The sequence below is a fragment of the Microbacterium proteolyticum genome (assembly GCF_014192415.1).
GTDB lineage: Bacteria > Actinomycetota > Actinomycetes > Actinomycetales > Microbacteriaceae > Microbacterium > Microbacterium proteolyticum.
The window spans coordinates 138,159-156,926 of record NZ_JACHXY010000003.1; the positions used below are offsets into that span (position 1 = coordinate 138,159).

Consider the following 18,768-nt stretch of genomic DNA (forward strand, 5'->3'; position numbering starts at 1 on the left):
GACCACCTGCCCGCGATGCAGCTGAACGGCCTGATCAAACGCTTCGGCGAGAAGGCCGCCGTCGCGGGTCTCGACCTGACCGTGCCGACCGGGTCGTTCTACGGTCTCGTCGGACCCAACGGTGCGGGCAAGACCACGACGCTGTCCGTGGCCACCGGGCTGCTGCGTCCCGACGCGGGAACCGCTCGTATCCACGGAGTCGACGTCTGGGCGCAGCCCGTCGAGGCCAAGAGACTGATCGGCAATCTCGCCGACGGTGTGCGTCTGTTCGACCGGCTCACCGGTGAGCAGCTGGTGACCTACACCGGCATGATGTTCGGTCTCCCCCGCGACGAAGTCGTCTCCCGCACCGCCGACCTCCTGCGCATCATGGATCTCGGCGACGCCGCCGGGACGCCCGTGGTGGACTACTCAGCCGGCATGACGAAGAAGGTCGCCCTGGCCTGCGCCCTCGTGCACGCCCCGCGCGTGCTCGTGCTCGACGAGCCGTTCGAATCGGTCGATCCCGTCTCGGCGGCCAACATCGACGACATCCTGCGCGGCTACACCGCCTCGGGCGGCACCGTCATCGTGTCGAGCCACTCGATGGATCTCGTGCAGCGCATGTGCGACCACGTCGCGGTCATCGCGCAGGGGCGGCTGCTGGCATCCGGAACCGTCGACGAGGTGCGCGGCACGCGGACCCTCCAGGACCGCTTCGTCGACCTGGTGGGCGGTCGTCACCACTCGGAGGGACCGCAGTGGTTGCGACAGTCCTGAGGATCCGGTTCCGCGTGCTGGGCAACACCCTCATGCGGAGTCCGATGCAGCTCGTCGGCTTCATCTTCGGCGTGCTCGGCGCGCTGTGGATGCTCCTGCTGGTGGGGGTGGGGCTGTTCTTCGTCGGCACCCTCGATGTCGACATCGCACGCGCCGCGGTGACGGCCGCGGGGGCGATTCTGACCCTCGGGTGGGTCATCGGGCCCGTGTTCGCCGCGGGGATCGACACCACCCTCGACCCGGCGAAACTCGCACCCTTCCCGATGACGACGCGCCAGATGATGATCGCGATCACCGCCGGAGGACTCACCGGCGTGCCCGGCATCGTCACCACCCTCGGCGCGCTCGCGACGTTCCTCGTGTGGGCGCGCCATCCGGTGGCCGCGATCGCGGCCATCGTCTGCGTCCCGCTCGGTGTGCTCATCTGCGTCGTGGCGTCGCGAGCCGTCGCCGCCCTGGCCGGAGGGTTGGGCAGCGGGCGTCGAACACGCGAGATCGTGGGGCTCGTCGGCTTCCTCGCGCTGATCTTCGCCAGTCCCCTTCTGATCGGCATCATGAACGGGCTGCGCGTCGCCACCGACCAGGGCGTGCAGCTGCAGACCATCGTCGAGGCCCTGTCGTGGACACCGATCGGTGCCGCGTGGGCCGTGCCCGGCGACCTCGCCACGGGCGCGTGGCTCACGGGCAGCCTCCGCCTGCTCATCGCCGCGGCCACCCTGGCGCTGCTGTGGCTCCTGTGGTGGCGGAGCCTGTCGGCATCCGTCGTCGCTCCGCCCTCCCGCTCGGCCTCGCGGAGCCGCACCGGCTCGCTCGGGTGGTTCGGCGTCATGCCCTCGAGCCCCGTCGGCGCGACGTGGGCGCGTTCGCTCACGTCGTGGACGCGCGACATGCGCTATCTGCGTCAGCTGCTGATCCTGCCTCTGCTTCCCGTGCTGATGCTGGTGTACTCCGGCGGTGACGTGACGGGTCCCCTGTTCGCGATCTCGGGCCTGTTGGTCGGCTTCTTCGCCGGTGTACTGGCGTACTCCGACGTCTCCTACGACGGCACCGCGTTCGCGACCGTGCTGCAGACCGGCATCCGGGGTCGCGACGACCGACTCGGGCGCATGCTCGGCGCGGGAACGGTGATCGTCCCCCTCGTCGTGCTGGTCGACGTCGCCACGCTCGCGATCGCCGACCGGTGGGACGCCCTCCCCGCCGTGCTGGGCGCCTCTCTCGCGCTGGTCCTCGTGGGTCTCGGGGTGAGCGCGGTGAGCTCGGCTCTTCTGGTCATCCCGACGCCGGCGCCGGGCGATTCGCCGTTCAAGCGCGTGCCGGGCTCCTCGTTCGTGATGTTCCTCGCGTTCCTGCTGTGCTGGGTACTCGTCGCCGTGCTGTCCCTTCCTGCGGTCATCCCCGCGGCGATCGCAATGATCACCGGCCCGGGGCTCGCGGGATGGCTCGCCCTCGCCATCGGCCCGGTGTGGGGGGTCCTCGTCTTCGCTATCGGAGTGATCGTGGGTGGCCGACGCTTCGACGCCGGAGCGCCCGCCCTTCTCGCGCAGCTGCGCTCGTTCAGGGGCGCCTGAGCCGGGCCTTCCCCCTCATCGCCGCCGGGTCTAGGGTGAGGGCCACTCACTCAGGAGAGGAAGGATGCCGCATGGCCACCTCACTCGTCGTGTACATCTCGTTCGCCGGCGCCGCCCGTGAGGCGATGGCGTTCTACCAGTCGGTGTTCGGCGGCGACCTGACGATCACCACGTTCGCTGAGTTCGGCATCCCGGACGCCCCCGCCGACGGCGTGATGCACTCGGAGTTGCGCGCTGAGGGATTCACCGTGATGGGCGCCGACGGGTTCGATGAGCCCGCGCAGGGACGGGGCACCAGCCGCACCCATGCCGCGTTCATGAGTGACGAGTTCGACCGCGTGCGGGGCTTCTACAACCGTTTCGTCGAGGGCGGTTCCGAGGTGACGCAGCCACTCGAGAAGCAGGTCTGGGGCGACTTCTACGGCGAGCTCACCGACCCGTGGGGCGTGGCATGGATGTTCAACGTCGCAGCCCCGGGCGGCTGGGCCGAAGGCGGCGGGGCCGGCTGACTTCGTCGGGCACCGGCTCCCGCGGAGTTCGTGTGCCCGAAGAGCTCGTCGATCGTATGCTCTCGGAGCGCTGCGCCTCCGATTCAGATCGGCTCACACAGAAGTGCAGCCACAGCTCTCCCGTACGAGCAGTCGAGTCGGAAGAACGATCGCTTCGTTGGGCAGGTCGATGTCCGCGCTTCGAGCGATCAGAAGGTCGGCGGCTATCCGGCCGATCTCGCTCATGGGTTGTCGGACGGTAGTGAGTCGGGGTCGTGAAATGGCGCCGGCGAGGATGCCGTCGAAGCCGGCGACGGCGATGTCTTGCGGTACGTCGAGCCCGAGTCGGTGGAGGATGTCGAGGGCTTCGAGTGCGACTTGATCGGAGGCGCACACGAGAGCGTCGGGGAGATCGCCGTTCTCGTGGAGTGCGGTCAGTTGTCCGGCGAAGTCAGTGGACTGCCGCAGCGGCGGCAGGGCGGGGAGACCGGCCCGTTCGATCGCGGCGTCGTAGGCGAGGGAGCGAGCGGCACTGTCGGCGTTGTCGTCGGATACGACGAACCGGAGGGTGCGGTGGCCGTGCTCCTGATGGAGGTGCTCGACGAGTAGGGCGATACCGCCCGCGTTATCGACGTCGATTCTGCTGCACACATCGGTAGCTCCGCGGGAGGCGAGTTCCACGACGGGTATGCGGCGGGCGATGTGGTGAAGGGTGGGGGAAGTGACTCGGCGTGGGAACACGGCGAGTCCGTCGACTCGTCCTGCGAATTCGTTGATCGCGGAGTCTTCGGCGGCGCCTCGCCGTCCGCTGATGATGATCTCGAAGCCTCGGCGCCAGCATTCGAGTTCGAACCCGCGCTGGACTTCATCGAGGTAGACGGGGAACAGACGGAACTCGTCGTACGGCTCTCCCGACGGCTCGGAGCCGTCGGGAAGGGCCCCTTCGACGGTAGTGCGTCGATCGGGCGCCTCCCACAGGAAGTCGTACGCGAAGAGGCCCAGAACGCCCGTGCGGCCCCGTGCGAGGTTGCGGGCGCTGGCGTTCGGGACGTACCCCAGGCGTTGCGCCACACCGAGGACGAGCTCGCGCGTCGATTCCTTCACCCGGGAGGGGTTGCGGAACGTGTACGAGACGGTCGCCGTCGACACCCCTGCGGCGTGCGCGACGTCGTAGACGGTGGGGATCCTGGTCATCGGTCTGACTCCTCGGGTGGTGCGCCGATGTCGTCGATCGTGGCGAGAACGCCGGCGGCACCGTCGTCCTCCACGCTACCGCCGGTCTCCGTGGCCACCGCGCGGAGCTCGTCGGGTGCATGCGCCAGGGCTACCCCTCGCCCCTGCTCACCAGCCCAGAGGAGCATCTCGATGTCGTTGAGGCCGTCCCCGACCGCCACGACTCGGGAACGCTTCACCCCGAGGAGTGTCCGCACGCGTTCGAGCGCTCGTGCCTTGTGAATCCCCTCCGGCGCGATGTCCAACCACATGGTGTTCTCCACGGCGTACAGCACGGGTTTCAGGCCCAGGATCGGCAGCTGATCGAAGAGGGCCGTGGATCTGATCTCGTCGGAGACGATGATGATGCGCAGGGCTCGCGTCGTCAGCAAGTCATCGAAGGGGACCACCCGGGAGGTGCTCTGCGTGCCGAAATCGGCCACGCGTCGGGTCAGCAGGAAGTCACCCCCCTCCTCCTCGACCGCGAACATCGCCTCGGGGGCGGCGAGGCGTAAGAGACGCAGAGCCGCCGCAGGAGAGAACACCTCAGCCGAATGGACGTCGTAACCTCCGCCCGAAGCCCGCCGGACGATGACGGCTCCGTTGCTGCAGACCGCGTACTCGGGGCTCAGTCCGAGATCGTGCAGGAGTGCGATCACGCTCGCGGCGGGTCGCCCGGTCGCGAGCGTGATCGTGTGGCCTCGACTTTGCAACCGGAGTATCTGCTCCCGCACTGTCGGGCTGATGGTCCCGTCGTCGCGCATGAGCGTCCCATCGACGTCGAGTGCGATGAGATGAGAGGGCGAGAGCGAGGGCATCGGGGTGGTCTGTTACAGGGTCGACGCGCCGTTGTAGGCCTTGGTGATATAGCTCAGGTCGACGATGCCGTCGACGTCCGCGGGCACCGGTTCCTGTCCAGCCGCCTTCATCGCGGGGAGCATCTTCGCGGTCAGCAACTCGGTGTCCATGTTCAAGAGGCCATGGGTCGCGGTGAAGTCGCTCTGAAGGAGGGGGATCTGCAACTCGTTCTGGCGGATCTGCTGATCGAGGTCGAGGCCGAGATCTGCACCGTACTTCTCGACGCAGAGTTTCGCGGCGATGGTCGGGTCGCTGACGTTGTCCTGCCACCCGCGGATGCTCGCTCGCAGGAACTTGACGATCGTCTCCTCGTTCGCCTTCGCGAAGGCCCCGGTGGTGACGATGACGTCGGCATACGACGGGAGGCCCAGTTCGCTGTAGGTGACCGTCACGTAGTCCTTGCCTTTCACCAGCCCGAATTTGGCCTCGAGAGTGGTGGGCTGGTTCGTGACGTAGCAGGTGTAGGCGTCGCCCTGCCCGTCGACGAGGGGGGACGGGTCGAAGCCGGCCGGAACGAAGTCGTAGGTGGCGGGTGGCAGGTCTGCGAGCTCGAGGATCGCATCGAGGTACGGCTGCGTGCCGGTCTGACCGAGCACCTTGGCGCTGGCCAGTTTCTGCGGTGTGGTGATGGGCTTCTTCGTGAGTGAGACGATGCCGCCGGGGCTGTCCTGGAAGACCGCTCCCAGGATCTTGAGGTCGTTGCCCTTGGCCGCGGCGACGATGGTGTCGCTCATGGACGGAGACAGGCCGATGTCAGCGTTTCCGGCCGCCAGGCTCTGCGAGGCGGACGGTGCGTTCGCACCCCCGGGGAGGAATTCGATCTCGAGTCCTTCTTCTGCGTAGTAGCCGCGGGCGTCGGCGATGAAATATCCGCCGAACTCGACGTTCGAGATCCAACCGAGGGTGATTCTGAGCTTCGTCGTCGTCCCGGTCGCCGAGGAGGTGCCGGGGCCCGGCGCGCACGAGGTGAGAACGCCGGATGCGAGAACACCGAGGCTGAGGCCGGCGCCCGCGAGCAGGGTGCGGCGGGAGATGGGGGCAGAACTGATCATGGTCGGGCTCCGATTCGGATGGGGTGGGACTGACAAGTCAAAGGAACCGCGTGCTGACGCGGTCTTCGAGCATCTTCGTGAGAGCGAAGACGAGGATCGCGACAAATGTGGTGATGCAGGCGATGGCCCACACGGCGACCGTGTCGCTACGGACCACCGAGTCGGTGATCAGCTGCCCGAGCCCGCCGATCGCAAGGAGGTACTGAGCGAGGATCACGGCCCCGATGGAGAACGGGGCTGTCATACGGATCGCCGCCATCAGTCCGGGTACCGCTTGGGGCAGGAGGAGCCTCACGAGTGTCGTGCGACGATCGGCACCGAAGACGCGGAAGACGTCTTCGGTGGACCCGTTGGGCTGGCGCAGGCGGCCCAGCACCAACACGAAAGTCGGGAAGAACGACAAGAGCATCACGACGACGATGATGGTGATCTCGTTGTAGCCGACCAGGCGACCGATCACCGGGAGCATCGCGACGACGGGGATGGCCTGCAGGACGTTCGTCGTGGGAGTGATGAGGCCGTCGAGAACGCTGGAGTACCAGACCAGGATGGCCAGACCCGAACCCAGGGCGAGTCCGAGGAGCGCCCCGGGAACGGCGAGCGCGATGGTCGTCAGGGTAGGTCCCGCGTACTTGTCGAGATGGAGCAGGATCTCCATCGCGACGACGCCGGGACGAGGGAGGAGGAGGTCGGTGTAGCCGTTGACGGCGACGACGAGCTCCCACGCGACCAGGATCACGACGACGGGCCAGACGAGGGAGGCGATCCGACGGGTGAGGACGGAGGCGTTGGACGAGACCATCAGACGAACCTCTTTCCGATCACGGCCTGGAGGGCGACCATGCTGTAGAACGCGGCGAGGGAGACCAGGGCCGCGGTGAGGGCGACGACGAAGAGGAGCTCGACCTGGAAGTTCTGCATCGAGCTGATCATCAAGACCCCGAGACCGACCGGGGCGCCGAACCACTCCCCGAGCACCGCTCCGAGCACCGCACCGGATGCAGCGAGCGTGAGCCCGTTGAGCAGGCTGGGCACGGCACTGGGGAGACTGAGGCGCAGGATGCGCTGGGGCCGAGAGGCTCCCGCGACGCTGAAGAGGTCGGCGAGGGCGGGTGGTGTCGAAACGAGGCCGGACGCGGTCGCGACGAACATCGCGAACCCCGCACCGAGGGAAGCGGTCAAGGTCGCCATCCCCTGGGGGCCGACGAGGGCGATCAGCAGCGGAGCGAGGGCGATCAGCGGAACCGTGTTCAGGATCGACGCCGTCTGGTCCAGGCCCGCTCGGAGTGCGGGGATCAAGAATCCGAGGAAACCGACCGCGATGCCGACGAGTGAGCCGAGGACGAGCCCGGTCCCGGCTGACACCAGAGTGGCACCCAGAGCGCGCAGGAGGAGAGAGCGGGAAAGCTCGGTCTGCAAAACGGTGGCGAACGCCTCGATGGGCGCCGGCCAGGCCCGACCTGCGAGTCCCAGCCTGCCGATGACCTCCGCCACGCCCAGCAGGACGGCAGCACCGAGAAGGCCCAGGAGCATCTTCTTCGTGCGCGGGCTCATCAGGCGTCCAGCATCCGGGTGAGGCGGTCGACCACGTGGTGGAATTCATCGCTGCGGTCGAGGCCGTCGGCGCGGTCCACCGAGAACGTCAGAGCCTCCTCGTGCCGCACCCGGCCGGGGTTCGCCGCGAGCACGATGACGCGCTGGGCGAGGAAGACCGCCTCCTCGACGTCGTGGGTCACCAGGACGGTCGTGGTGCGCTCCTCCTCCCAGATGCGGGCGAGTTCGAGGTTCATCCGCCGTCTGGTGACCGCGTCGAGTGCTCCGAAGGGCTCGTCGAGCAGGAGCACTTCCGGACGCAGCGCGAGCGCCCGGGCGATGGAGGCGCGCTGCCGCATGCCGCCGGAGAGCTGTCGCGGGTGAGCGTCGCGGAACGCCGCTAGCCCGACCAGTTCGATCAGCTCGCTGATTCGGGATCTGTCGACCGGGCGCTTCGCAAGCTGGAACGGTAGCGCGATGTTTTGAGCGACCGTCAGCCAGGGCAGGAGCGCGTGATCCTGGAACGCGACGCCGAGTCGATGATCGCTCACGAGATCGGCGGGCTTTCGTCCGTTCACCTGCAGCGTTCCCGCTGTCGGCAGCTCCAGTCCCGCGATCATCCGCAGGATGGTGGACTTGCCGCAGCCGGAGGGGCCGAGGAGAGCGACGAACTCGCCCGCTCCGACCTCGAGGCTGACGTCCTGCAGCGCAGTGAAGGACGCGCGCCTCTTTATGGCGAAGGTCTTTTCGACGCGGTCGAGCGTGATGCCGTTTGCACTCATGACCGGGGCCTTTCGAGCGGGGTTGGAAGAACTTGTTATGCGCTTCACACGCTACCGACGAGCTGTTTCCTGCGAGTTACGGAAATCGGACGACCTTGTTATGCGCTTCACACGCCGCGTCTCGGGACGCGTCGGCGCAGGCGGTTGCTATGCAGCTGGGAGGGACCTCCGGCCGGACGGCGCATCGCGGCGATCGCGTCCCACCGCACTTCCGGCGATCTGGCGGACCGCTGCGCCGCACCGCCACGATGCGCTCACGATCCCGCCGCCTCGATGAGCGCAGCGAACGCGAGAGCCGACTGCTTCGGCGTCCGCTCGAATGTCTCGTAGTCGACGTGGATGATGCCGAAGCGCTTGTCGTAGCCCCACGCCCATTCGAAGTTGTCCAATAACGACCAGACGAAGTAGCCGCGGACGTCCGCTCCGCCGTCGATGGCGTCGGCGACAGCCGCGACGTGGTCGAGGAGGAAGTCCGTGCGCTCGTCGTCCTGGACAGCACCGTCGACGAGAACATCGTCGAAGGCAGCGCCGTTCTCGGTCAGATAGAGCGGTGGGAGCATCGGATACTTCGCCGTCAGACGAAGCAGGAGTGCGCGCAATCCATCGGGATGGATCTCCCAATCCATGCCGGTCCGCGGCAACCCGCGACCTCGGAACGTGACGTGTTCGGAACCGACATAGGGAGATGCGATGAGTCGATCGGTCGCAGCAGCGAACTGTGCGTCGGCAACCGGATGCCCGGACACGACGTCGTCGTGGTAGTAGTTCACGCCGAGGAAGTCCAGTGGGGCGGAGATCACTTCGAGATCGCCGTCCTGGATCAGGTCCTCGAACCGCAGAGGAGCGACGTCCTCGAGGAAGTCCGCCGGGTAGCTTCCCCGAACGAGCGGTTCGAGGAAGATGCGATTGGCCAATGCATCGAATCGCCGCGCCGCATCCTGATCGACCGCGTCCTCCGGGTCGGCGGGGAGCGCGGTAGTGAGGTTCAGGGTTATCCCGAGCTGCTCGACGCCCCGGGAGCGCAGAGCCGAGACAGCACGGCCATGAGCGACATGCTGGTGGTGCACGGCAGCGAGTGCCGCCCGCGGCTCCCGCCGACCGGGTGCGTGCAGGCCTGCAGCATAGGAGAGGAGCGACGAGCAGAAGGGTTCGTTGAACGTCGTCCAATGGTCCACCCGGTCGCCCACCACATCGTGCACCGCCTCGGCGTAGTCGACGAAACGATGTGCGGTGTCGCGAGCGGCCCATCCGCCCCCGTCTTCGAGCGCCTGGGGGAGGTCCCAATGGTACAGAGTCAGCCATGGGAGGATCCCTGCTTGGAGCAGTTCGTCGACCAGGCGAGAGTAGAAATCGAGACCGCGGCTGTTCGTCGAACGGCCGTCGGGTACGACACGTGCCCAGCTCGTCGAAAACCGGTATGACGTGAGACCCAGGTCCTTCATCAGCCGAACGTCCGCCGGCACGCGGTGGTAGTGGTCGACGGCACGCTCCGGGGTGTCACCGTGAGCGACCGCGCCGGGAATGCGCGCGAATGCATCCCAGATACTGTCGCCCTTCCCGTCGGCCCGGGCGGCACCCTCGATCTGCAGGGCCGCGGTCGCGCTCCCCCACAGAAACTCAGACGGCCATCGGCGCTTGCCGAGCCCGTCAATTCGTTCGAGCAGTCGTGAGTGCAACGGCATCGGGGCCTCCTCGTCAATTGTTATGCGGTTAACATACGGTGCCGACATTTCCGGGGAATTACGGCGCACGACACCACCGGACGGGAGTGGGGTCTGCGTACGGAGGGGCTCACAGAACGCGCAGAATCGTCCGCCACTCTGATTGCCACGGCGAATACAGACAACGGCGCCCCACCCGAAGGTGAGGCGCCGTTGTCATGGCTCTCGCAACATCATGTGTTCTCGCGAGACCGGTGTTTGGTGGACCTGAGGGGATTCGAACCCCTGACCTCCTCGATGCGAACGAGGCGCGCTACCAACTGCGCCACAGGCCCGGAAACCTCGTAAACACTATCACGGCACCCCAGCGCCACCGGACGCGCCCACACGTCGGGCGCGTCGCGCCGCGGGAGCTCGGCCGCCGAACGCCATCCCCACGGCAGCCGCCGCCGCGAGCGGCATGTACGGCGGAATGTCGGGAGCGAGCGTCAGCGCCGAAGCGCCGCGTCGCGGCCGCGCCGAGGCAATCCCTTACTGACCCGACGCCCGACGTTCGAGAAGGTGGCGCACGTGGTTCTCGATCTCGGTGTCGTCGACGTAGCCCATCGCCGCGTAGGGCGAGGGAGCGACGGCGGCGGGACGCACTGTCTCGATCGGGGTCGGCGCCTGCTCGGCGGCGATCTCACGAGCTGCTTCCTCACGGGCGGCTGCGCGCAGCGCCTCGCGCGCCATCTGCTCGTCGACGACGGCGGCGGCACGTGAGCCGGCGGAGGCGACGAGCGGTCGGGGCAGTTCTCGGGGCGTCCACGTGGGGCGCGGCGTCGGCACGAGCGGGACATCCTGCAGTTCGGAGGCGACGGCGCGCGTGACGGAAGCCTCGGCGGGGCGCACCGTGCCGCGCGCGGCGACGACCGTGACCCGCCGGAGGACGACGAGGGATGCCACGACGACCGCGGCACCCGTCACGAGGAGCAGCGGGGCTGCTCCCCCGACGACCTGCGCGATGCCGATCACGGCCGCGACGAGTCCGACGAGAGCGACGGAAGCGACGAAGAGGCGGAAGCGGCGGCGAGCCTGCGCGCGCCGGGACTCCGGCCGGACCTCGACCGCCTGACGTTTCGCGTGAGCACGTTCGAGCGCGGCGGCCTTCTGCGCCCGCGTCTTCTCGATGGCCGCGGCCTGCTCGGCGCGGGCGACCTCCAGGGCCGCGGCACGCTCGGCGCGAGCGACCTCGACCGCAGCGGCCCGCTCGACGCGGGCCACCTCGAGCGCCGCAGCGCGCTGCTCCTTGACCAGATCGCGCTCGCGCGCGCCCTCGAGGCGGGCGACCTCGAGACGTGCTTTCGCCGCCACGAGTTCCGTGCGCGCCTTGTCGGCCTGCACCTGCCGGGCGAGCTTCTGCTGCTGATGGGCCGTGCGGGCGGTCAGCTCGAGCTGCACCTCACGCGGCGTCTCGGCCGTCTCGGCGAGCACGCGCAGAGCCTGGTTCAGGCGGACGGCGTTGCGCTCGGCGGACGTGAAACGATGACGGCTCTGCCAGGACGGGAGCAGGTACACCAACCACAGCGCGACCGCGACGAAGACGATCACGCCACCGCTCAGAACCTGCCCACCCATGGGTCAAAGGTAGGTCACCGAGAGATCACACTGCGGCATCCCTCCGCGTGTCGTCGCGACGTTCGGCCGCAATCGCCCAGGGACGCTCAGATGCGGTCAGCCGGGGGCACGCGCGCCGCGTCGGGCGGCACCTGGCCACGGTGCCAACGATCGAGCACGCCATAGGGCACTTCGTCGCGCACGAGCGCGAACGAGTAGTGATCGCGCCAGTCCCCGTCGATGTGGATGTACTTGCGACGCAGACCCTCGTACCGGAAACCGAGCTTCTCGACCACGCGAAGACTCGCGTGGTTCTCGGGCCGGATGCAGATCTCGACCCGATGCAGGTTGAGGGCGGTGAAGCAGACGTCCGTCGCCATCGCGACGGAGACCGTGGTGATGCCGCGTCCGGCGTACGCCTCGGCCACCCAGTAACCGATCGTGGCCGAGGCGAGGGATCCGCGCGAGACCCCCCAGACGTTCAGCTGACCGGCGACCTCGTCGTCCCACTCCATGACGAAGGGGACGCCGAGGCCGTCTCGGTACTGCTGCAGAAGCCGCCGGATCCCGAGGCGCATGTCGAACGACACCGGGCCGTCGGGGCTGGTCGCCTCCCACCGACGCAACCACGAGCGGTTGTCGATCAGCTGCTGCTGAAGGACGCGCGCGTCGCGGTTGCGGATGAGGCGTATCGACACCTCGCCGTGCCGCCGTGGGACGGAGAGATCCATGGAAGCCGGCGGGGTCACAGACCCTGCGCGAACTCCTTGAACCACGGACGCAAAGCGGGCCCGAGGTCGTCGCGGTCGGCCGCGAGCTGGACGATCGCCTTGATGTAGTCGACGCGGTCACCCGTGTCGTAGCGACGGCCGCGGAACACGACGCCGTAGACGCCGCCACCGTCGCCGCCGCCGGTCGCGAGCTCTTCGAGGGCGTCGGTCAGCTGAATCTCGCCGCCCTTGCCGGGCTCGGTGTGCTCCAGGATGCCGAACACGTCGGGGCCGAGCACGTAGCGACCGATGATCGCGAGGTTGGAGGGGGCTTCTTCGGCCTTGGGCTTCTCGACGAGCTTCGTGACCCTGACCACACCGTCTTCGTCGGTGGGCTCGACCGCGGCGACACCGTAGAGGTGGATGTGCTCGGGGTCGACCTCCATCAGCGCGATGACGGTGGCGCCGCGCTTGTCGTACTCCTCCATCATCTTGGTGAGGAGGGGGTCGCGCTCGTCGATGAGGTCGTCGCCGAGGAGCACGGCGAACGGGTGATCGCCGACGTGGCTGCGCGCACGGAGCACGGCGTGACCGAGACCGCGCGGCTCACCCTGACGGACCAGGTGGATGTCGGCCAGGTCGGACGAGTGCTCGACCTTGGCGAGCTTGTCGTCGTCGCCCTTCTCGCGCAGTTTCGCCTCGAGCTCCGGCATGGAGTCGAAGTGGTTGGCGATGTTGTTCTTGTTGCGGCCGATGATGATCAGGACATCATCGATGCCGGCAGCGGTGGCCTCTTCGACGACGTACTGGATCGCCGGCTTGTCGACGACCGGGAGCATCTCTTTGGGCATTGCCTTCGTGGCGGGAAGGAAGCGAGTACCGAGACCGGCGGCCGGGATGACGGCCTTGAAGGGCTTATGAGGCATGGGCATACCTTAGCGGGGACCGATGACGCTGCTGTAACACGCGCGCACGTAGACTGAGCGGCATGGCGGACCGCATCGAGCAGGCCAAGCGCGCGCTTCGCGCCGACCTGCGCGAACGTCGGCAAGCGGTCTCCGCACACGCCCGTGAGGTTGCCGAGGCAGGAGTGAAAGCTCAGCTCGACGCCCTCGTCGGCCGTCTCGGCGCCCGCAGCATCTCCTGCTTCCTCTCGACGCCGACCGAGCCCGGCACCCACGCCTTCGTCGCCGGCGCGGTCGCCCGCGGCATCCGGGTGCTCCTTCCCATCACGCGCGAGGACGGCCTGCTCGACTGGACCGTGGCCACCCCCGAGGCCGAGATCGCCGAGGGCCTGTTCGGCCTGCCCGAACCCGTCGGCGACGTGCTCGGGCCCATCGCGGTGAACGACGTCGATCTGCTCGTCATCCCCGCCGCCGCCGTCGACCAGCGCGGGATGCGACTGGGCTGGGGACGCGGCTACTTCGACAAGACCCTCGGCTCGATGGAGAAGTGCCCGCCGGTCTACGCCGTCATCTTCGATTCCGAGTACATCGACGACGTGCCCCGCGACGTGCACGACCAGCCCGTGACGGGTGTGGTCACCCCCACGCGGACGCTGGCGATCGCCGCCCCCACCGCCTGAACACCCGAAGGAACCCGATGCCCACCTACTCCTATGCCTGCAAGCAGTGCGGTCACCGCTTCGACACCGTGCAGTCCTTCTCGGACGCCGCTCTCACCGAGTGCCCGGAATGCGGCGGCGAGGTGCGCAAGCAGTACGGATCGATCGGGGTCACCTTCAACGGGTCGGGCTTCTACCGCACCGACTCGCGCACGTCGTCGTCGTCGAGCGCGTCGGGCGCAAGCGGTGGCGACTCGTCCTCATCCACGACATCATCGAAGTCGGAAACGAAGACGTCCGCCCCGTCCTCGGCCTCCTGAGCCGCGGTCGGCGCGGCAGAAGGAGAGCCAGCGCATGATCAAAGGATTCAAGGAGTTCATTCTCCGCGGGAACGTCATCGACCTCGCGGTCGCGGTCGTCATCGGCGCCGCGTTCACCGCGGTCGTCAACGCGATCGTCACGGCGCTCATCAACCCGTTGATCGAGATCTTCTACGTGCCGAACGAGAACGGTGAGTTCGGACCGAGCTTCACCGGCATCTACGGCCAAGAGGTGGTGTTCCCGCTCGGCGGTCTGCTCACCGCCGTCATCAGCTTCCTCGCCGTTGCGGTGGTGGTCTACTTCGTGTTCGTCTACCCGATGAACCACTGGAAGGCCCGCGCCGCCGCACGCGCCGGGGTGGCCGCCGCGGCATCCGATGAGCCCAAGCTGCCGACCGAGCAGGAACTGCTGGTGCAGATCCGCGATCTGCTGGAGCGCCAGAACAAGCAGTGATGTCGACGGCGTCCGCGGCCGGAGTCCTCTCCACCGCGGGCGCCGTCGCTCCGTGACGCCTCAGTAGTGGGGCGGGACGTCGCCGAGCATGCGGTCGTCGTTCGGACCGGATGCCGCGGGCTTCGACCCCCGACCCCGTTCGCGGTCGTCGGCGGGCGCAGGCTCGGCCGTCGTTCCCGGCGCGGGAAGCAGCCGAGCGCGCCGCGATCCGCGCACGCGGACGACGGGCTGACGCGCGGGCGACGCCGTGGGGGTACTTGAGGCGTCGATCGGCTCAGCCATCTGAGGCGTACCCGGGGTGCCGGCGGCGTCGACGAACTCCTTCTTCCCCGACGCGGGCACGGCAACGGCCTCTGAGCCCGTCGACGGGACCGGGACGACACGTTGGACGTCGCCCCCGGCGGCATCCGGAGTATCGGTCATCGGGCGATCAACCGGGCAGGTCGAGGGGCTCGGTCGTCGACTCGGGCGCACCGGCTTCGGGCACCGCTCCCAGCAGTTCGGCGATCCGCGACGCGACCCCCGCGGGGTCGCTGTACAGGTCGAACGCGTGCACGCGGACGTAGTGCCAGCCCAGGCGTCGGAGGATCTGCGGGCGCAGCCGGAGCGTCTCGCGCAGCGACTCCCCGATCGTCTCGGGATCGCTCTCGGCGACGACGGCCTTGCCCTTGTAGCGCGCGACGAGCGGCAGCAGACCGCGGTAATCGACGTCGACCTCGACACCGAGGCGGCGGAGCTCGCGCGCCAGGGCGCGGGTGAGGGGGTCGGCGAGGTCTTCGAGGCGGCTCTCGCGGCCGCGCGACGCGACGTTGCCGAGGATGCCCATGAGGGTGGCCGCACCGTGCTCGAGGCGGCCGTCGTCGAACGCCGACGGCCGGATCGACGACACGATCACCATCGAGCGGCGCGCGCGGGTCATGCCGACCGTCAGCAGGCGCTCCCCGTCGGGCGTGGACAGGTCGCCGAAGTCGCTGAGCACGCGGCCATGGCGGGTGAGGCCGAAGCCGAGCGAGAACACCACGCGGTCGCGGCTCTCGGCCACCGACTCTTCGAGGGTGAGCACGGCGAAGGGCTCCGCGGCATCCCGCGAGACGAACTCCGCCACGTCGGACCGGCCCGCCAGCGCGGCCACGACCGAGGCGCGCACGCGCTCGGCGTGGCGACGGCTGGCGGTGACGACCATGAGCGACTCGGACGCGCGGTTGACCGCGTGCTCCACGACGAGCGTGACGACGCGGGCGACTTCGGCGTCGGGACTCTCGACCGCACCGCTCACGGGATCGGGTGCACCGACGCCACCCTCGACGTAGTCGACGCTGAGGCTGCCGCGTCCGAGGTACGAACCGGCCCACGGCAGCGACACGATCTCGCCGCCGTAGAACGCGTCGTTCACCAGCTGCGAGAGGTCTTCGCCACCGGCGCGGTAGCTGCGGGTGAGCGTCTCGACCGGCAGCAGCTCGGCGATGCGCTCGAAGACGGAGATCTCGTCGAACGGCACCTCGTCGGTGTCCTCGGGTGCCGGGGCGATCGACGCACTCACGCGGAACGGCGTGGGCTTCTGCACCACGGGGTCGCCGAAGAGCACGACCTGGCGCGCCCGACGCAGGGCCGGCGCCGCTTCGGCGAGGCAGAGGGCCGCGGCATCCGCGATGACCACCACGTCGAAGGCCAGATCCTGCGGCACGTCGGGGACCTCGTAGGGCGAGGCGAGCCACACGGGCGCCAGCGTGCGCAGCAAGATGGGCGCGGCATCCGAAATCTCGTGCGCGGTGTGGAGTCCGTCCTTGAGGGCGCGCTTGAGGGCGGCGGCCTCGTCGGCGTGATCGACGATGCCGATGCGCCACTGCGTCGCCAGGTGCGCGGCGAGCAGCGGCCCCGCAGCCGCGGCGTGCGCCTCGTCGACGAGGCGGAAGTCGCGCTCGAGGCGGTCGACCACGCTCGTGTTCGCGCCCAGCAGCGCGCGATCGGTGCGCAGCAGGTGCTCGAGCGCGGACTGCCACCACGCGAACTCCAGCTCGGCTCCGACCCGCTCCTCGGGCACGTGGCGCACCGAGAGCTCGACGAGCAGCTGCTCGAGGCCGAGACGGGCGAGCTCGGAGCGCAACTGCGCGCGCTCGACGAGGTTGTCGAAGAAGGTGGACTCGGCGGCGAGTCCCGCCAGCGTCCGCACGAGGCGCTGCACCGGCAGCGTCGCCAGGCGCTCGGAGCCCTGACGGCCGAGGATCTGGTCGAGTTCGCCGAGGAGGGCGTCGGTGCGCTGCCACGCGACGTGGACGTCGGCCAGCCCCAGGGGCACCTCCGGCGCGACACCGGCTTCGACCACGCGCTGCCACTCGGTGCGCTGCTGCTGGATGCGCACGAGCGCCTCGTACATGTCGGGCACGTGCACGCCGGGGCGCACATACTCTTTCGACAGGCGCTTGAGGCGACGGCGGTTGGGCCCGCTCATCGGCGACGCGTCGCGGCGCGGCGAGTGCGCGTCGATCAGCTCGCCGAGCGGACGCTCGAAGACCGTGGGACTGAAGCGGTCGAGCGACTCGCGGATGCCCTGCAGAAGCTTCAGATAGGCGCCCAGCTCCGACACGGTCTGGAAGGGACGCATCCGCGTCTTGGCGATCAACTCGTATCCGCGCTCGAGCAGACGCGGCACCTCGTGGGCGTGGAGCTTTCCGGCGAGGTCGTGCGCCGCACGCGCATCTTCGGTGCGTGTGAAGCTGACGCCGTACCAGGGCGAATCGTCGGGCCCGAAGCGGAACTCCCCGAGACGAGCGGCCATCGCGAGGGCCCGGGCCGCCGCATCGCGCCGCCCGGCGAGCTTCTCGAGCGTGGCGAGATCGAACCGCGCCTCGGTCGAGGGGGCGGGAGAGACGGATGCCAGCGAGGTGAGGGCGCGCAGCACGTCGAGAGCCGAGACGCCCAGGGCCAGGTGCGGCTCGGTCACCGCCGAGCGGTAGTCGCGAAGCACCGTGCGCAGCCGTACCAGCGCGTCGTCGATCTCGGCGACCTTCGGCTGCTCGGCCTTCTCGTTGCGGCTGATGGCACGGATGAGATCCCGGCGCACGTGGTTCGGCGAGACGGCGAGACCGGTGAGGCCGACCCCGGCGAGGCGGTGGCGGATGCCGTCGAGCGTCGACCGGCGCGCACTCACGACGAGAACGCGCTTGTTGTCGCGGACGAGCTGGCCGACGGCATTGATCACGGTCTGGGTGCCGCCCGTGCCGGGCAGGGTGTGCACGGCGAGCGAGTGACCGGCACCGATGCGGGCGAGCACGCGCTCCTGCTCGGCGTCGGCATCGAGCAGCAGCGTGTCGGCCGCGGGGGTCCGCTCATCGGGGCTGACGATCACGGGGTCGTCGCGGCGCACCGTGACCCGCGCCCGGTCGTCGTGGTGCCCGGCGAGAGCGTTCAACAGCGGGTCGTCCAGGTGCTGGGTGTCGCGGGCCATGCCCGACGCGACATCGGCGAACGACGAGATCACCAGGCGCGGGTGCACGACGAAGGTCGGCACGTGCGTGGTCAGACGGCGGATGTGGTCGATGACCGGCTGCGGCTTGAAGACGCCCTGGTCGTAGGCGAGGCCGGCCAGGGCCGCGCTGTCGATCTGGATGCCGAGGTGCGTACGGAATGCGCGGGCGAGCTCGGGGTTCATCACGAACGCGCCGTGCAGCTTCAACTCGAAGTCGCCGTGGTGGCGACGGATGGCGAGCGGGCGCAGCAGCACGGGGGCCGACCACTCCACTCCCCCGATCTTCCAGGCCGACAGACCCACGGCCAGGTGCACCGGCTCGAGACCGCGCGCGGTGCGCAACTCGACGTTCTTCGCGGTGATGCGCTCGGCTGCCAGGCGCGCCGTGCGCAACGCCACCTCGTCGCGGAAGAGATTGGACAGCATGGTGGCGCGCCCCGTGATGAACTGCGGGAGCGAGCCCGGGTGCGCCTTGGTGATGTCGATCCCGGCGTCGCGCGCGTCGTCGAAACGCAGCAGGGTCGACCGTCCCCCCAGGGCCGCCGCCTCCGCCCGGATGCGGTCGCGCTCGGGGTCGGCGACGTGGCGGACCACGATGCCGGGCTCCGACAATCGCAGCTCGCCCGGATCGACGGATGAACCCGTCTCGTCTCCGTCGGTACCGCTCACGGCACCGTCCTCAGCTCGCCACACACCTGCCAGACTAAGCCGGGCACCTGTGGATCGCTTGCAGTGGGGGCGAGTT

At 68.9% G+C, this 18,768-nt stretch carries 18 protein-coding genes and 1 tRNA gene; 6 read left to right on the forward strand and 13 right to left on the reverse strand.

Annotated elements, in window-relative coordinates; translation table 11 throughout:
* Positions 1–15: 15 nt before the first annotated feature.
* The 3 genes from FHS07_RS12780 (at position 16) to FHS07_RS12790 (ending at position 2,836) form a co-directional block, all read left to right on the forward strand.
* Positions 16–759, forward strand: a complete 744-nt coding sequence (locus FHS07_RS12780; protein WP_183420778.1) for an ABC transporter ATP-binding protein — start codon at positions 16–18, stop codon at positions 757–759.
* Between the two features lie 14 nt (positions 760–773).
* The gene (locus FHS07_RS12785; RefSeq protein WP_343054715.1) at positions 774–2,327 is read left to right on the forward strand and encodes a hypothetical protein; all 1,554 of its coding nucleotides are present in this window, start codon (positions 774–776) and stop codon (positions 2,325–2,327) included.
* A gap of 71 nt (positions 2,328–2,398) precedes the next feature.
* Positions 2,399–2,836, forward strand: a complete 438-nt coding sequence (locus FHS07_RS12790) for a VOC family protein (protein WP_183420309.1) — start codon at positions 2,399–2,401, stop codon at positions 2,834–2,836.
* Positions 2,837–2,929: 93 nt separating this feature from the next.
* Here the strand turns inward: FHS07_RS12790 and FHS07_RS12795 are convergent, their stop codons facing one another.
* The 11 genes from FHS07_RS12795 to galU form a co-directional block, all read right to left on the reverse strand.
* A complete protein-coding gene (locus tag FHS07_RS12795; RefSeq protein WP_183420310.1) occupies positions 2,930–4,009 on the reverse strand; it encodes a LacI family DNA-binding transcriptional regulator in 1,080 nt (359 codons plus the stop codon).
* Complete coding sequence (locus FHS07_RS12800; protein WP_183420311.1) at positions 4,006–4,845, reverse strand: HAD family hydrolase; 840 nt, start codon at positions 4,843–4,845, stop codon at positions 4,006–4,008. The genes FHS07_RS12795 and FHS07_RS12800 overlap by 4 nt, the downstream gene beginning before the upstream one ends.
* Before the next feature lie 12 nt (positions 4,846–4,857).
* Positions 4,858–5,937 (reverse strand): ABC transporter substrate-binding protein, encoded by a 1,080-nt coding sequence (locus FHS07_RS12805; protein ID WP_183420312.1) that lies wholly within the window; start codon positions 5,935–5,937, stop codon positions 4,858–4,860.
* A gap of 37 nt (positions 5,938–5,974) precedes the next feature.
* Positions 5,975–6,739 carry an ABC transporter permease gene (locus FHS07_RS12810; RefSeq protein ID WP_183420313.1) on the reverse strand — a complete coding sequence of 255 codons (765 nt, stop codon included), beginning with the start codon at positions 6,737–6,739 and terminating at the stop codon, positions 5,975–5,977.
* Positions 6,739–7,491, reverse strand: coding sequence for an ABC transporter permease (locus FHS07_RS12815; protein ID WP_183420314.1), 753 nt, complete (start codon positions 7,489–7,491; stop codon positions 6,739–6,741). The genes FHS07_RS12810 and FHS07_RS12815 overlap by 1 nt, the downstream gene beginning before the upstream one ends.
* Positions 7,491–8,252 carry an ABC transporter ATP-binding protein gene (locus FHS07_RS12820; RefSeq protein ID WP_183420315.1) on the reverse strand — a complete coding sequence of 254 codons (762 nt, stop codon included), beginning with the start codon at positions 8,250–8,252 and terminating at the stop codon, positions 7,491–7,493. Before FHS07_RS12820 ends, FHS07_RS12815 begins: the two co-directional genes overlap by 1 nt.
* Positions 8,253–8,506: 254 nt before the next feature.
* A complete protein-coding gene (locus FHS07_RS12825) occupies positions 8,507–9,934 on the reverse strand; it encodes a GH1 family beta-glucosidase (RefSeq protein WP_183420316.1) in 1,428 nt (475 codons plus the stop codon).
* A gap of 238 nt (positions 9,935–10,172) precedes the next feature.
* A tRNA-Ala gene (locus tag FHS07_RS12830) sits at positions 10,173–10,248 on the reverse strand.
* Positions 10,249–10,444: 196 nt separating this feature from the next.
* Complete coding sequence (locus FHS07_RS12835) at positions 10,445–11,530, reverse strand: large exoprotein (RefSeq protein WP_183420317.1); 1,086 nt, start codon at positions 11,528–11,530, stop codon at positions 10,445–10,447.
* An 86-nt stretch (positions 11,531–11,616) separates the two neighbouring features.
* Positions 11,617–12,240, reverse strand: a complete 624-nt coding sequence (locus FHS07_RS12840) for a GNAT family N-acetyltransferase (RefSeq protein ID WP_183420318.1) — start codon at positions 12,238–12,240, stop codon at positions 11,617–11,619.
* Positions 12,241–12,254: 14 nt separating this feature from the next.
* Positions 12,255–13,145 carry a UTP--glucose-1-phosphate uridylyltransferase GalU gene (gene galU, locus FHS07_RS12845; protein WP_183420319.1) on the reverse strand — a complete coding sequence of 297 codons (891 nt, stop codon included), beginning with the start codon at positions 13,143–13,145 and terminating at the stop codon, positions 12,255–12,257.
* A gap of 62 nt (positions 13,146–13,207) precedes the next feature.
* Here galU and FHS07_RS12850 point away from each other — a divergent pair, with 62 nt between their 5' ends.
* The 3 genes from FHS07_RS12850 to mscL are packed head-to-tail and all read left to right on the forward strand — an operon-like array spanning position 13,208 to position 14,557.
* Positions 13,208–13,804, forward strand: coding sequence for a 5-formyltetrahydrofolate cyclo-ligase (locus FHS07_RS12850; RefSeq protein ID WP_183420320.1), 597 nt, complete (start codon positions 13,208–13,210; stop codon positions 13,802–13,804).
* A 17-nt stretch (positions 13,805–13,821) separates the two neighbouring features.
* Positions 13,822–14,103, forward strand: coding sequence for an FmdB family zinc ribbon protein (locus tag FHS07_RS12855; RefSeq protein WP_183420321.1), 282 nt, complete (start codon positions 13,822–13,824; stop codon positions 14,101–14,103).
* 34 nt (positions 14,104–14,137) lie between these two features.
* Positions 14,138–14,557, forward strand: coding sequence for a large conductance mechanosensitive channel protein MscL (gene mscL, locus FHS07_RS12860; protein WP_183420322.1), 420 nt, complete (start codon positions 14,138–14,140; stop codon positions 14,555–14,557).
* A 60-nt stretch (positions 14,558–14,617) separates the two neighbouring features.
* Here mscL and FHS07_RS16535 read toward each other — a convergent pair whose 3' ends face one another.
* Entirely contained in the window at positions 14,618–14,980 is a 363-nt protein-coding gene (locus FHS07_RS16535; RefSeq protein WP_246383582.1) for a hypothetical protein, read from the reverse strand.
* A 7-nt stretch (positions 14,981–14,987) separates the two neighbouring features.
* Positions 14,988–18,692, reverse strand: coding sequence for an AAA family ATPase (locus FHS07_RS12870; RefSeq protein ID WP_183420323.1), 3,705 nt, complete (start codon positions 18,690–18,692; stop codon positions 14,988–14,990).
* Positions 18,693–18,768: the final 76 nt, after the last annotated feature.

Excerpts from the sequence above, each read along its gene's own strand:
- FHS07_RS16535 (WP_246383582.1), bottom strand. The coding sequence starts at position 14,980 with ATGACCGATACTCCGGATGCCGCCGGGGGCGACGTCCAACGTGTCGTC.
- mscL (WP_183420322.1), top strand. The coding sequence starts at position 14,138 with ATGATCAAAGGATTCAAGGAGTTCATTCTCCGCGGGAACGTCATCGAC.
- FHS07_RS12855 (WP_183420321.1), top strand. The coding sequence starts at position 13,822 with ATGCCCACCTACTCCTATGCCTGCAAGCAGTGCGGTCACCGCTTCGAC.
- FHS07_RS12820 (WP_183420315.1), bottom strand. The coding sequence starts at position 8,252 with ATGAGTGCAAACGGCATCACGCTCGACCGCGTCGAAAAGACCTTCGCC.
- FHS07_RS12800 (WP_183420311.1), bottom strand. The coding sequence starts at position 4,845 with ATGCCCTCGCTCTCGCCCTCTCATCTCATCGCACTCGACGTCGATGGG.
- FHS07_RS12795 (WP_183420310.1), bottom strand. The coding sequence starts at position 4,009 with ATGACCAGGATCCCCACCGTCTACGACGTCGCGCACGCCGCAGGGGTG.
- FHS07_RS12835 (WP_183420317.1), bottom strand. The coding sequence starts at position 11,530 with ATGGGTGGGCAGGTTCTGAGCGGTGGCGTGATCGTCTTCGTCGCGGTC.
- FHS07_RS12780 (WP_183420778.1), top strand. The coding sequence starts at position 16 with ATGCAGCTGAACGGCCTGATCAAACGCTTCGGCGAGAAGGCCGCCGTC.
- FHS07_RS12815 (WP_183420314.1), bottom strand. The coding sequence starts at position 7,491 with ATGAGCCCGCGCACGAAGAAGATGCTCCTGGGCCTTCTCGGTGCTGCC.
- FHS07_RS12790 (WP_183420309.1), top strand. The coding sequence starts at position 2,399 with ATGGCCACCTCACTCGTCGTGTACATCTCGTTCGCCGGCGCCGCCCGT.
- FHS07_RS12810 (WP_183420313.1), bottom strand. The coding sequence starts at position 6,739 with ATGGTCTCGTCCAACGCCTCCGTCCTCACCCGTCGGATCGCCTCCCTC.
- FHS07_RS12805 (WP_183420312.1), bottom strand. The coding sequence starts at position 5,937 with ATGATCAGTTCTGCCCCCATCTCCCGCCGCACCCTGCTCGCGGGCGCC.
- FHS07_RS12840 (WP_183420318.1), bottom strand. The coding sequence starts at position 12,240 with ATGGATCTCTCCGTCCCACGGCGGCACGGCGAGGTGTCGATACGCCTC.
- FHS07_RS12850 (WP_183420320.1), top strand. The coding sequence starts at position 13,208 with ATGGCGGACCGCATCGAGCAGGCCAAGCGCGCGCTTCGCGCCGACCTG.
- galU (WP_183420319.1), bottom strand. The coding sequence starts at position 13,145 with ATGCCTCATAAGCCCTTCAAGGCCGTCATCCCGGCCGCCGGTCTCGGT.
- FHS07_RS12825 (WP_183420316.1), bottom strand. The coding sequence starts at position 9,934 with ATGCCGTTGCACTCACGACTGCTCGAACGAATTGACGGGCTCGGCAAG.